The sequence below is a fragment of the Methylocystis sp. Sn-Cys genome, assembly GCF_016745395.1.
Taxonomy (GTDB): Bacteria; Pseudomonadota; Alphaproteobacteria; order Rhizobiales; family Beijerinckiaceae; genus Methylocystis; species Methylocystis iwaonis.
Map to the genome: position 1 here is coordinate 311,780 of NZ_JAERVJ010000004.1, position 13,017 is coordinate 324,796.

The 13,017-nt window shown below is 65.3% G+C and carries 12 protein-coding genes; 9 read left to right on the forward strand and 3 right to left on the reverse strand.

What is annotated here, in order from left to right:
- Nucleotides 1-13: 13 nt before the first annotated feature.
- Nucleotides 14-2,617: an LPS-assembly protein LptD gene (locus JJT62_RS10895; RefSeq protein ID WP_202072774.1), complete on the reverse strand. Its 2,604-nt coding sequence runs from the start codon at nt 2,615-2,617 to the stop codon at nt 14-16.
- The gene (lptG, locus tag JJT62_RS10900; RefSeq protein WP_202072775.1) at nt 2,617-3,702 is read right to left on the reverse strand and encodes an LPS export ABC transporter permease LptG; all 1,086 of its coding nucleotides are present in this window, start codon (nt 3,700-3,702) and stop codon (nt 2,617-2,619) included. The genes JJT62_RS10895 and lptG overlap by 1 nt, the downstream gene beginning before the upstream one ends.
- Nucleotides 3,703-4,068: 366 nt before the next feature.
- Here lptG and JJT62_RS10905 point away from each other — a divergent pair, with 366 nt between their 5' ends.
- From JJT62_RS10905 to JJT62_RS10915, 3 genes are all read left to right on the forward strand, one after another.
- Nucleotides 4,069-5,613, forward strand: a complete 1,545-nt coding sequence (locus JJT62_RS10905) for a leucyl aminopeptidase (RefSeq protein ID WP_202072776.1) — start codon at nt 4,069-4,071, stop codon at nt 5,611-5,613.
- A 244-nt stretch (nt 5,614-5,857) separates the two neighbouring features.
- Entirely contained in the window at nt 5,858-6,262 is a 405-nt protein-coding gene (locus JJT62_RS10910; protein WP_202072777.1) for a DUF4383 domain-containing protein, read from the forward strand.
- A gap of 68 nt (nt 6,263-6,330) precedes the next feature.
- On the forward strand, nt 6,331-6,645 hold the full coding sequence (locus tag JJT62_RS10915; protein WP_202072778.1) for a BON domain-containing protein: 315 nt from the start codon (nt 6,331-6,333) through the stop codon (nt 6,643-6,645).
- Nucleotides 6,646-6,649: 4 nt separating this feature from the next.
- Here JJT62_RS10915 and JJT62_RS10920 read toward each other — a convergent pair whose 3' ends face one another.
- Complete coding sequence (locus JJT62_RS10920) at nt 6,650-8,128, reverse strand: methyltransferase domain-containing protein (protein ID WP_202072779.1); 1,479 nt, start codon at nt 8,126-8,128, stop codon at nt 6,650-6,652.
- A 139-nt stretch (nt 8,129-8,267) separates the two neighbouring features.
- Here JJT62_RS10920 and JJT62_RS10925 point away from each other — a divergent pair, with 139 nt between their 5' ends.
- From JJT62_RS10925 to JJT62_RS10950, 6 genes are all read left to right on the forward strand, one after another.
- Nucleotides 8,268-8,753 (forward strand): DNA polymerase III subunit chi, encoded by a 486-nt coding sequence (locus JJT62_RS10925; protein WP_202072850.1) that lies wholly within the window; start codon nt 8,268-8,270, stop codon nt 8,751-8,753.
- Nucleotides 8,750-9,457 carry a bifunctional 2-polyprenyl-6-hydroxyphenol methylase/3-demethylubiquinol 3-O-methyltransferase UbiG gene (locus JJT62_RS10930; protein ID WP_202072780.1) on the forward strand — a complete coding sequence of 236 codons (708 nt, stop codon included), beginning with the start codon at nt 8,750-8,752 and terminating at the stop codon, nt 9,455-9,457. The genes JJT62_RS10925 and JJT62_RS10930 overlap by 4 nt, the downstream gene beginning before the upstream one ends.
- The gene (locus JJT62_RS10935; RefSeq protein WP_202072781.1) at nt 9,454-10,503 is read left to right on the forward strand and encodes an ABC transporter ATP-binding protein; all 1,050 of its coding nucleotides are present in this window, start codon (nt 9,454-9,456) and stop codon (nt 10,501-10,503) included. The genes JJT62_RS10930 and JJT62_RS10935 overlap by 4 nt, the downstream gene beginning before the upstream one ends.
- 244 nt (nt 10,504-10,747) lie before the next feature.
- Nucleotides 10,748-11,659, forward strand: coding sequence for an ABC transporter permease subunit (locus JJT62_RS10940; protein WP_202072782.1), 912 nt, complete (start codon nt 10,748-10,750; stop codon nt 11,657-11,659).
- Nucleotides 11,656-12,438, forward strand: coding sequence for an ABC transporter permease subunit (locus tag JJT62_RS10945; protein ID WP_202072783.1), 783 nt, complete (start codon nt 11,656-11,658; stop codon nt 12,436-12,438). Before JJT62_RS10940 ends, JJT62_RS10945 begins: the two co-directional genes overlap by 4 nt.
- A gap of 28 nt (nt 12,439-12,466) precedes the next feature.
- Nucleotides 12,467-13,015 carry a CDP-alcohol phosphatidyltransferase family protein gene (locus JJT62_RS10950; protein ID WP_202072784.1) on the forward strand — a complete coding sequence of 183 codons (549 nt, stop codon included), beginning with the start codon at nt 12,467-12,469 and terminating at the stop codon, nt 13,013-13,015.
- Nucleotides 13,016-13,017 lie beyond the last annotated feature (2 nt).

The window sequence follows — 13,017 nt, forward strand, 5'->3', positions numbered from 1 at the left end:
GGCCGTCGTTTGATCAGCGCATGTAGCTTCCGCCGTAGCCGCTCGAATAGGAGCTGCCCGACGTGGCGTTGCGCACGCCGTCGTTCACGAGCACCGAGCCGAGGCCGTAATTGAAGCGCGCCTCGCCCAGCGTGCGGAACTGCAGGGACACCATGACGGCCTGGTTGCGCGCCGGCAGGCCGGTGTTCGCCTGCGGCTGATAGATTTGGGAGTAATTGATCGACAGCGTCGTGCATTCGTCGTGATAGCCGACGCCCGCGCCCAGCGCCGCGACCGAGAAGAGCGGCGCCGTGCCGTTGAGATTGGCGCCCGTATAGGCGGTGTACAGATACGGGTTTTGAGTGAGATTATTGTAGAGATAACGGCTCATGTCGAAAGTGACGGTGCCGTTCAGGAAATAATTCTTCGTGATGTCGTAGCGGCCAGTGGCCGAAAGACCCTGCCGACGGACGTCGAAGCCGATCGCCGGCTGGGACGCGTAATTGGCGTATTGCAACTGCAGGGACAGCGGATCGAAGTTGAATGTCGCGAACAGATCGATGCGCTTCGCGATCAGGCTTTCCTTGTCGAAGCGACCCTTCGCGACAAAGCTCATGAAGGAGGCGGGCGCAAAGGCGAAACGGCCGACGATGTCGGACGTGCGCCTGTTGAGGCCCGAGTTCAGGCCGACATTGGCGGCGTCGGCGGTGGCGTAGCCGTTGGCGCCGGCGAGCTGCGTCGACTGGCCGACCATGGCGTTGACGAAGCCGCCATTGCCGAGCGTCAGCGTGGCCTGCCCGCCGTAATTCAGGCGCGTGCCGGTCTCGAAGCGGTCGTAGCCCGAGAATTTGTTCCATTCGAACAAGGTCGAGTCGTCGAAGACGAGGCTCTGCGCGTCCATATTGACGAGCGAGGGAATCGACGTCTGGTTCGGGCGCGCGACAATTTGTGCGATGGGCTCGACGACAATATTGCCGATGGGGCTGCGCGCGAGGATGGGATAGCGCCATTCGGCGCCGAAGCCCGGCGTCGCCTGACCGCGGAAACGCTGATCCAGGCCGTCCAGAAACAGGCCCTGATTGGCGTTGGGGATCGGTTGCCAGGAACTATTGTAGATCGGGTAGAGGCCCTGCCGGTCGTAATCGAGATAGCTGCCGGTGAAACGCGCGAAGGCGAAGGCCGTCCAGACCCCGCCGATGGGGTCGATGACCTTGCGTTTCCAGTCGCCCATGACCGTGGCGTGCTGGTAGGCGCCGCCGATGCCGCGCAACAGGCACGTGCTGCGCTGTGGAACGACGTCGCGATTGTAGGACTGACAGACGTTGTAAAGGCCGTAGATCCTGTCCAGCGTGCGCGGGTTGATCGACTCGTAATTGGCGACGTCCGCCGAGGTGCTCGTGAAATTGGCGTCGATTTCGATCTGGCCGCCGACGCCGGCGGTCTTGGCCGGATCGACGTCGAAGACACGATTATAGTCGATCACCGGATGCACGAGCGGCTGCTGCGCCTGCACGTCGCTGGGCGAGAGACCCTGGAAGTAATAGCCGCGCATGTCGAAATAGCTGCGCGGACCCTGGCCGTTCAGATAGATCGTCGAGGACGATTCGCGGAAGTAATAGTTCTGCAGGAGATAGTTGAACTGCTTGTAGTCCTGCAGAAAATAGCGATCCGAGAGCGCCGTTATATCCCAGCCGGCGCGCCAGCGGTCGTTGAGCCAGAAGTCGCCCTGAGTCTGGAGCGCGCCGCGCCATTCCCGATTGCGGGCGCCATAGGGAGCGATGGCGAAGGCGCTCGGATCGCCGACATGCGTGCCTTCGGCGCGGACCGAAAATCCGCCGTTCTCGAAGCGCTTGCGGAACTCGCCCGTCAGGAAGGGCCCCTGGCGGGAAAAGATGGTGGGCGTGATCGTGAGGTCGGAATCGGGCGAAATCGCCCAGAAATAGGGAACCCCGACGCCCGCGCCGAGCTGTGAGCGATAGGTGAAGACGGGCGTCAGCAAGCCGGACTTGCGCTTCACCGTCGGATCCGCGGAGGACCAGAAGGGCACATAGGCGATCGGCGTTCCGAGGAACTCGAAGGTCGCGTCCTCGTAGTAGATCGTCTTCTCGGCGTTGTCGTGGATGATCCGCTTGGCCTTCAATTGCCAGGTGCGCGGCTTCGAGGGGTCGTCCTTGCAGGCCTCGCAGGCCGTATAGGCGCCCATGTCGAAGGTCGTGACGCCATCCGTGCGTTCGGCGCGCGGCGCGCTGAAATGGGTGTCGTCGGCCGTGTCGACCTGGAGGCTCTCGATGAAGCCGGCCTTGAAGTCGTCGGTCAGATCGAAGCGCTCTGCGCGGGCGATCGTGCCATTGGTCTCGGTGAGCTTGGCGTGGCCCTCCGCATAGACCCGTGACGTGTTGCGGTCATAGACCACGCGGTCCGCCTCGAGCAGGCGGCCTTTGTAGAGAAGCTGCACCTGGCCACGCGCCGTGACGGTGTTGGCTTTCTCGTTATAGATCATCTCCTTGGCCTCGACGACCATGCGCGCGCCCGCGCCTTCCGGCGCGGCCGAGGCGGGCGAAGCAAAGACCGCCGCGCCGCCCGTTAAGGCGGCGACGCTGGAGAGGAGAGCCGAGAGGCGGCGAAGGCGGCGAGACATCAGCCGTCCTCCGAATAGAGCAAAGTAAGCGTGCCCAACATGCTCCCGACGAGTGCAGGCGACCATGCGGCGACGAGTGGAGAGATCATCCCGGCGCCCCCGAGGTCGGAGAAGATTTTAGTGGCGATGTAAAGCACGAAGCCAGCCACAACGCCACCGGAAAGCGTCTTGGCCACGCCGCCGAACCGAAAGAACCTTAACGAAAAGCTCGCGGCGACCAGGACCATGGCGACGAGAAGCAGGGGGCGCGCCAGAAGGGTTTGGAACTGCAGTCTATATTCTGTCGCGTCGAGTCCAGCCTCGGTCGTGCGGGCCGTCATTTCCGGGAGATCCCAGAAGGGCGTGCCCTGCGCCGGCGTCGTGGCGGCGGCGGCTTGCTCGGGGGTGATGTCGGTCGCGAGCATATAAGAATCGACCTGGCGTGCGGGTTCGCCGGGCGCGCTGACCGTCGCCCCTTGCAGCACCCACACGCCCGGCTCGAGATGCGCCTTGCCGGCCTCCACGCGCTCGACGAAGCCGCCGTCGGCCGAATAGATATTGACGCTCACGCCCTCGAGATCGACGCCGCTGTTGGCCGTCAGATTCGCGTGAATGACGGCAAGGCCGTCGACGCCGTGCTGACGCAGCCACACGCCGCGATCGACGCGAACGCTCCCCTCCCGCCCGAACAGCTCGAGCTCCATCTGATCCGAGCGCTGCTTCATTTTGGCGGAGAGCGGGTTGTAGATCGTCACCGAGACGATCCCGATGAGAAGCGCGGCGAGCGCCGGCGCGGCGACGAATTGCCAGACCGACATGCCGGCGGCGCGCGCCACGATCAGCTCAAGCTTGCGGGTCAGGTCGACGAAAGTCGCCATGGAGCCGAAGAGAACGGCGAAGGGGAGAATCATCTCCGCCGCGGCCGGCACCTTCATGACCGTCATCAGCGCGATCATTCCCGCGCCGGCCGCCGGATTGTCGCTGGCGCGGCGCAGCGTCTCGACGAAGACGACGACGAACATCAGGCAGAAGATGGCGAAAAAAATCGCCAGAATGGCGCGCGTGAAGCGCATGCCGAAATAGCGGGTGATGGTCACGCCGATCACGACCGCGCTCCGGCGCGGCGGAAGGGAGCATAGGCCGGGGCGCGGCATCGCGTCATCGTCGCCATCGGCCTCGGTTCGCTCCTTCTCAAGTGACTCAAAACGCAGCGTTAAACGCTCATTAACGATCGCTAGACGCTCCCGCGCGTCCAGGCAAGCGCCGCTCCGGATACGGTCGAGGTTCAGACTAATTCATTTCTCGAGCGTTGCTTTTGCGCAACGTCGCCATTTTCTGGCCCGATCGCGGCGATTTGGGGGCGCGACCCGGCGAGGCTATTTGACCGGGGCCCTTGGCCGCGATATTGCGCGACCAATGTTTTCTTCAGCGCGGCCAATTCTAGCGCCGCGCGACCCTCCAGCGAGGCGGCAATGTCTCTCAATGCGAAATTCGAGGTCCTTTCCTTCGATGAGGCGGAGGCCGCTCTGCGCGCGCCCGAGGACGCCGCCCGCCCGCGAACCCTCGTCGTTTTCGCCGGAAACGAGCTTGCGATGTCGGAGCGCGTCAAGGCGCTGCTGAAGGAGGCGCAGGCGCAGATCGAGCGCGCTGCGGGCGCGACGAAGTTCAAGGGCAAGGCCGGTTCGGTGCTGGAGATCCTCGCGCCTGTCGGCGTGGCGGCGAGCCGGCTCCTTGTTATCGGCGTGGGGGCCGGCAATTCGGACGATTCCGACAAGCCCGCCAAATTCGAGGACTATCTGTCGCTCGGCGGCCAGACGGCTGGGAAGCTGGCTGTGGGCGCGGCGGCCGTGGTCCTGTTCGACCTGCCGGAAGCGCCGTCCGAGCCAGCCGCTGCGGCGGCGCAATTCGCGCTCGGCGGCTGGCTGCGCGCCTATAAATTCGATCAATACAAGACGAAGAAGAAAGACGAGGACAAGGACGGTCCGATCGAGATCCAGCTCGGCGTCGCCGACGCGGAGAGCGCGAAGGCGCATGTGCTCGAGGCTACGCACACCGCCGAGGCGGTGGTTCTGGCCCGCACGCTGGTCAATGAGCCCGCCAATGTTCTGTCGCCGGCCGAATTCGCCCGCCGCGCCTCGGAGCTGATGAAGCTCGGCGTCGAGGTCGAAATCCTCGACGAGAAGGCCATGGCGGAGCTCGGCATGCGGGCGCTGCTCGGCGTCGGGCAGGGCTCCGAGAATGAGAGCCGCCTCGTCGTGCTGCGCTGGAACGGCGGCGCGGCGGGCGCCGCGCCCGTCGCCTTCGTCGGCAAGGGCGTCGTCTTCGACACCGGCGGCATTTCGATCAAGCCCGCCGCCTCCATGGAGGATATGAAGGGCGACATGGCCGGCGCGGCGGCCGTCACCGGCGCGCTCTACGCTATCGCCGCGCGCAAGGCGAAGGCCAATGTCGTTGGCGTGCTCGGCCTCGTCGAGAACATGCCCGACGGCAAGGCGCAGCGGCCCGGCGACATTGTCAAATCCATGTCCGGGCAGACCATCGAGGTCATCAACACCGATGCGGAAGGCCGCCTCGTGCTCGCCGACGCGCTCACTTATGTGATCGAGAAGCACAAGCCCGCCGCGGTCGTGGATCTCGCGACGCTGACCGGCGCGATTCTGGTGGCGCTGGGCCAGGAATATGCCGGCCTCTTCTCGAACAACGACGAGCTGTCCGAGCGCCTTGCCAAGGCGGGGACGGCGACGGGGGAGAAGCTGTGGCGCTTCCCCATGGGGCCATATTACGACAAGCTCATCGACTCGAAATTCGCCGATATGAAGAACACCGGCGGGCGTCACGGCGGCTCCATCACGGCGGCGCAGTTCCTCCATCGTTTCGTCGGCAAGACGCCCTGGGCGCATCTCGACATCGCCGGCACGGGCATGGGCTCGCCTTCCAGCGACGTGAACCAGAGCTGGGGCTCCGGCTTCGGCGTGCGTCTGCTCGATCGGCTGGTGAAGGATCATTACGAGGGGTAAATCCGCTCTCCCGTCATTGCGAGCGGAGCGAAGCAATCCAGAGCCCCATCGCTGCCCTGGATTGCTTCGTCGCTTACGCTCCTCGCAATGACGGTGTCGCCCGCGGTCCGGCCGGCCGCGCCCAAGCACATGATTTTTATTTGAAAACCTTTGGCTCCGTCCCACCTATCGGCCCTGAGGGAATGCGCGCATTCCCGGTCGATCGGCGCATCCGTTGGATGCGGCAGAGCGAAAGGAACATGAAATGCAACGCAGCATTGCCGGCCAGAACGTGAACGCCGACACGCTGGCCAAGATCATCGGCGGCATCTTCCTCATCGTGGGCATTCTGGGATTCTTTCCCAATCCGCTCGTGTCCTGGCGCGGCCTTTTCGACGTCAACACCGTCCACAATGTCGTCCATCTGGTGAGCGGCGGCATTCTGCTGGCGGCGCCCTCTTACAACTCTTCCGGCATGGCGCTGCGCGTCATCGGCATCGTCTACGGCATCATTACAGTCATCGGCTTCATCTCCACCGACGCGCTGAGCTGGATGGCCGTCAACGGGCCGGACAACTGGCTGCATCTCGCGGTCTCGGCGCTGATGATCTGGGGCGGCTACATGCTGCCGTCGGAGGGAGCCGACCGCGTAACCACCGCTCATATGTGAGCGTTTCGGCGCAATCACGTCGCGCCGCGGCTTGGCTGCGGCGCGCCATCGGTTCTGGAGTCGAGAACATGACGGCGGCGCTGCCGAACGATGTGAAGACCGCGATATTGGAGGCGATGCGGGAGAACGCGGTCGATGTATCGCGCATCCGCGTCGACGTCCATGGCGACGAGGTCGTGGTGAAGGGCGCCGTGAACACGCAGGAGGAAAGGCAGGCGGCCGAAGAGGCGATCGAGCGCCTCTCGCGCCGCGCCAAGATGCGCTGCGAACTCGACGTCGCTCTGATTTACGAGGGGGAGGAGGACACGGTTTACGAAGCGGGCGTCGAATCTTTCCCCGCCAGCGATCCGCCCTCCTGGACCCCGGGCTCCGGGCGGGCGTGACCGCTCAGAGGCGTCTCAGGACCACGACTTCGCCGGCCACTGGGGCGCCGGCCTCCAGCCTTAGCGTCGTCGCGACGCGGGTGAGCGTTTCGAAACGCGCTCCTGCGACGGCGGCGACATAATCCGGCGCATGCGCAAACCGGCCGCAGGGGCGCAGGCGGTAGTCCGCGCCTTCGCCGGTTTCGAAGCTCGCGACGAAGAGACCGCCCGGCGTCAGACGCTGCGCCGTTTGTTCGAAGAGGGCCGACAAATCGCCGAAATAGACGAGGACGTCGAGCGCCGTGACGAGGTCGAAACGCGCGTCGTCCGCGGCGAGAAAGGCGATGGCTTCGCTCTCGACAAGCCGGTGATAGAGACCGCGTTCCCCGGCTTTTTCCAGCATGCCGGCAGAGATGTCGACGCCGGTAAGTTCCTCGCCGAGCCGCGCCAGGAAGGGCGCCGCAAGCCCGGTCCCGCAGCCCAGATCCAAGACTTTACCGAAGCGCCGCCCGGTTTCGGACAGGAGCTTCTCGCAGGTGGCGGGAAGGCTGTAGCCCAGCACGTCGATGAGCTGCGTCTCGAAATTGGGGGCGAATTTATCGAAGCAGGCGGTCAGATAGGCGTCGGGCGCGCGCGCATGGGCCGTCCCCTGGAGCGCGTCGAGATGATAGCGGATGACGCGATCTTCCGGCGCGAGATCGAGCAGCGCCTCGGCCAGCCGGATGGCGCCGGGCTCGTGACCGAAGCCGCAGAGCATCTGAAAGGCGTCGCGCAAGACAGTTTCGACGTCTTCCGCGTGGCCGCCAGCGGCTTCTTCATAGATGCGGAGCGCCGCCTCGACCGGTTCGTCGATCGCTGCGGCGACGAGCGCAACGCGCGCGTATTTGCGCTGGATCCCGGCCTCTAGGGGAAATCCGGCGGCGGCTTTTTGGAACGACTCGCGCGCCTGCGAGAATTGCCCGAGCATGCGCTGCGCTTCGCCGAGACAGGCATAGATTGCCGGCCCGGTGACGGTCTGCTCCGAGGCGACGGCGGAGAGCAGACGTTCGGCGCTCTCGAAGCGGCGCAGCTCGAAATGGAGCAGCCCCAGGCCCGTCACGGCGCCCGGCAGATTCGGCGCAATGTCGAGCGCGGCGAGAAAGGCCTGTTCCGCCACATTCATGTCGCCGAGCGCGTGAGCGGCGTTGGCGAGCATCAACCAGGTTTGCGGATGGGCGGGGTCGGTCCTCAGAGACGTCGAGAGGTAATGGACGGCCTCCGCCGGCCGGCCGGTCGCGTAGAGAAGGCTGCCAAAGTCGCTCAGAATGCGCGCATCGGCCGGCGCGAGACGCGCCGCGCTTTCAAGGAGTTCGGTCGCTTCGACGAGCGCGCCCACCGCCCATAGGGACAGCCCCTGGCGCCTGAGGTTCGCGGCCTCCCATGCGGCGGGATCGATCGGGCTCGCGGCCGGAAGACCGGCGTTCTGGACGTTCGTTGCAGGCGCGGCGGGGCGTTCGAAAGCCATCTCGATCAATCCCTCTTCAGGAAAAAACTGAGGAGGAAGATTGCGCGCCGGTCTGGTGCGGGGCTGGCCATCCGCTCGGCTCTTGCGCGCGGCCGCCGAATTGGCCATCAAAGGCCCCGCCGCCGGTCGCGAGGGGCCAATGGTCGACATCTCCTTCTACCACCACCAGACCCGCAAGATCGAAGACACGCTGCCCACGCTGCTGGAGCGCTCTCTAGCGCGCGGTTGGCGCGTCGTCGTGCAGGCGACGAGCGACGCGCGGGTGAACGCGCTGGATCAGCGCTTGTGGTCCTATCGGCCCGAGAGTTTTCTGCCGCATGGGACCAAGCGGGACGCGTCGCCTGAGACCCAGCCGATCTACCTCACCAGCGGCGATGATAATCCCAACCACGCCGATGTGCGCTTCTTCGTCGAAGGCGCACATATCGCGCCGATTCTCGCGAGCGACGCAGCGCCTGCCGAGCGCGCCGTGCTGCTCTTCGACGGCGAAAACCCGGAAGAACTCGCCAACGCGCGCGCGCAATGGAAAGAGCTGCGCGACGCCGGCCAGACGCTCGTCTATCAGCAACAGGACGACAGCGGCCGCTGGGTGGAGAAGGCGCGCGAACCAAAGGCAAAAGCATGAGAGACGCTGAATTCGGCGATAGACGCGCGCGCGCCAGAGAACGGCTCGACGCGATCGATCCCCACATGCGCGAGGGCGGCGCCGAGGCCGATCCGCAGCGCAAGGGTTGGTTCGAGGCGGTCTATGAGCTTGCCGCCGATGATCCGGCAGGCGTGCCCTGGGCCAATCTCATCCCGCATCCCTTGCTGACGCAATGGCTGGAGCGGCGTTCGCTCGAGGGGCTGCGCGCGCTCGACGTCGGCTGCGGGCTCGGCGACAATGCCGAGGCGCTCGCTGCAGCGGGGGCGCAGGTCACGGCCTTCGATCTCGTGCCGCGCGCCGTCGAATGGGCGCAACGCCGCTTTCCGCAAAGCGCGGTTCGCTACCGAGCCGCAGATCTCTTTGGCGCGCCGGCGGAATGGCGCGGCGCTTTCGATCTCGTCCACGAGCTTTACACGTTGCAGGCGTTGCCGGCGGCGCTGCTGCCGCAAGCCGCGCGGGCGCTTGCGTCCCTTGTTGCGCCGGGCGGCAAGTTGCTCGTGATCGCCCGCGCGCGCGACGAAGGGCAGCAGACCGCCCGTCCGCCATGGCCGCTGACGCAAGCGCAGATCGAGGCGCTCGCGGTCGACGGGCTGCGTCTTGTCTCGCTGGAGGATATTCCCGCCACTGACAGCCTCGTGCGGCATTGGCGCGCTGAATTCGCCAAGGAGGACTCCGCGAGGTGAGCGCGCCGCTCCTCTCGGTCGAGGGCGTATCGAAGAGATACGGCGCCGTCGTCGCGCTCGATGAGATCACGCTCGACGTCGGCGCCGGCGAATTCTTCGCGCTGCTCGGTCCGTCGGGCTGTGGCAAGACCACGCTGATGCGCTGCATCGCCGGCTTCGAGGCGCCCGACGCTGGCCGTCTGACGCTGCGCGGCGAAAATCTTGCCGGCGTGCCGCCCTATCGGCGGCCCGTGAATATGATGTTCCAGTCCTACGCGCTATTTCCGCATCTCGACGTCTTCGAGAACATCGCCTTCGGCCTGCGTCGCAAGGGCGAGCGTGAAGAGGCGATCCGCGCGCGGGTCGGCGAGCTTTTGGAGATGACGCAGCTTTCGCCCTTCGGCGCGCGGCGGATCAACGAATTATCAGGCGGTCAGCGTCAGCGTGTCGCGCTCGCCCGCGCGCTGGCGCCGCGGCCGGCGCTGCTGCTGCTCGACGAGCCGCTCGGCGCGCTCGATCGCAAGCTGCGCGAGGAGACGCAGTTTCAGCTCAAGGAAATCCAGCGCAAGACGCAAACGAGCTTCGTCATCGTGACGCACGACCAGGATGAGGCGCTGGCGATCGCCGACCGCATCGCCGTTATGCGCGCCGGCAGGCTGGAGCAGATCGCGTCGCCAATCGACATTTACGAGAAACCTGCGACGCGTTTCGTCGCCGGCTTTGTGGGCGAGACCAATTTCATCGAGGGCGTGGTGGCGCGGGACGGCGGCGCAGCCTTCGTGACCTCCTTCGCGCGCCTGCCGCGCGCCGAATGCGCGCTTCCTGAAGGCGCGCGCGCGACGCTCTCCATCAGGCCAGAGCGTATCGAGATTTCGCGGGAAGGGCAGGGCATAGCCGGCCGCGTCGAGGATTATGTCTTTCGCGGCGAATATACGCTGCTGCGCGTGCGCGTGGCGCCCGACGCCGTGCTGCGCGTCGGCGCCTATGACGGGCGCTTCGCCATTGGCGACGAGGTGCGCCTGACGATCGCGCCGGAGGCGGGCGTTCTGTTTGCGGAGGCGGCATGAACGCTTGCATAGGCGGTCAATGTCATTCCCGGCGGGCTGAAAGCCCGACCGGGAATCCAGGGCAGCTTTCTCGAATGCTGCCCTGGATTCCCGATCGCGCTCCGCGCGTCGGGAATGACACCCGCAACCCGCCGGGGCGCCGTCATTGCGAGGAGCGTCAGCGACGAAGCAATCCAGAGCCGCATCGCTGCTCTGGATTGCTTCGCTCCGCTCGCAATGACGGCGTGACACAAGGGCCCTTCCCGTGAAATCGCGCCGCCTCTCCCTCGGCCAGCGCATCACGCTCGCGATTCCCTATCTCTGGATCGCCGCCTTCTTCCTCGCGCCGATGCTGCTCATTGCGAAAATCTCGCTCTCGAACTCGGTGCTGGCGCGCCCGCCCTATGAGCCGCGCTTTCTGCCGTCCGATACGCTCGGCGACATCTGGGCCAAGGTTCAGACGCTCACCTTCGCCAATTACCGCGCGCTCGTCGGCGACAGCCTTTATTTCGACGCCTACGTTTCGTCGCTTCTCATCGCCGGCGTCTCGACGCTGGCGACGCTGCTCGTCGCCTATCCCTTCGCGCTCGCCATGGCGCGCAGCCCGCGCAAGTGGCGCCCGTTCCTCATCGGCATGGCGGCCGCGCCGTTCTGGACGAGCTTTCTCATCCGGGTCTACGCCTGGATCGCGCTCTTGCGCGACGAAGGCCTCATCAACAATGCGCTGATGGCGCTTGGCCTCATCCATGCGCCGCTCGAATTGTTCGCGACGACCGGCGCGGTCGTGGTCGGCATCGTCTATTCCTATCTGCCCTTCATGCTGCTGCCCATCTACGCCGCGCTCGAAGGGCAGGATGCGAGCCTGCGTGAGGCGGCGGAAGATCTCGGCGCTTCGCCTTGGCAGGTTTTCTTGCGCATCACTTTGCCGCTCTCGCGTGACGGCGTGATCGCCGGCGCCTTGCTGGTTTTCATTCCGGCGGTCGGCGAATTCGTCATCCCCGAGCTGCTTGGCGGCTCCGATACGCTGATGATCGGCCGCACGCTCTGGAACGACTTCTTCGCCAACCACGATTGGCCCGCGGCCTCGGCGGCGGCGATCGCGCTGGTGAGCATCCTTCTCGCGCCCTTGCTTTTATGGGAGCGCGCGCGGTTGCGCGAAGAGGAGCGGCGCGGATGAGCAACATCTTTCGCATCGCCGTCCTGACTGCCGGCTTCGTCTTCCTCTACGCGCCCATCGCTATTCTCGCCGCGATGAGCTTCAACGCTTCGCGCCTCGTCTCCGTCTGGGGCGGCTTCTCGACCAAATGGTATGCGGCGCTTCTGGAAAACGAGCCGCTCATCGAATCGACGAAGATCAGCCTCGCCGCCGCCGTTCTCTCCGCGGCCATTGCGACCTTTCTCGGCCTGCTGGCGGCGGTGGCGCTCGCGCGTTTCGGGGCCTTCCGCTCGCGCATGCTGTTCTTCGGCGCGGTGCATGCGCCGCTCGTTCTGCCCGAGGTAGTGCTGGGGCTCGCCTTGCTGTCCTGCTTCGTGGCGCTGGGAATCGGACGCGGCTTCGCGACGCTGGTCATCGGCCATGTCACGCTGACCATGTGCTTCACGACCGTGGCGCTGCTCTCGGCGCTGCGTAGCTGCGACCTCGCATTGGAAGAGGCGGCGATGGACCTCGGCGCGACGCCGCTTCAGGCTTTTGCTCTGGTCGCGCTCCCGCAAATTGCGCCGGCCTTGATGAGCGCCTTTCTGCTCGCCTTCACCTTATCGCTTGATGACCTCGTGATCGCGAGCTTCGCAACCGGGCCGGGCGCGACGACGCTGCCGATGCGTATTTTCTCCCAGGTCAGGCTCGGCGTCTCGCCGCAGATCAACGCCATTTCGACTTTGCTTCTCGGCACGGTCGCCCTTGCGCTGGGCGGCTCCGCGCTTGTCATGCAGGCGGGCAAGCGCCGGGGATTGTGAAAGCCCTGTAACGCGCCACATAGGGGTCATGGCCTCTCGTTGGTTTGCGTCCCTGCCCAATCTCATCACCATTGGCAGGCTGGTCCTCACGCCGGCCATCATCGGCTTTGTGATCGACGAGAAATGGGGCGCGGCGTTCGCGCTCTTCGTGGTCGCGGGCGTCTCCGACGCGCTCGATGGCTGGCTGGCGAAGACCTTCCATCTCCAGTCGGATCTCGGCGCGGTGCTCGATCCGCTGGCCGATAAGACGCTCATCATTTCCATCTATGTGTCGCTCGCGGTTGGCGGTAATCTCCCGGCGTGGCTCGCCATTCTCATCGTTTCACGCGACGCGCTGATTCTTGGCGGCGTCCTCGTGGCCTGGTTTCTTGCTCGCCCCTTCAAGATCAAGCCGCATTTCTCCTCGAAAATAACGACCGCCGTCCAAATCGTGCTTGCCGCCGTGATATTGGCGGGCCAAGCTTTTGGCGTCCGGATAGGGGCGCTGGAAGACGCGCTGATCGCGAGCGTCGCTGCATTGACCATTGCTTCCGCCAGCGTCTATCTGTGGCTCTGGGTCCAGCATATGAGGCCTTGAGA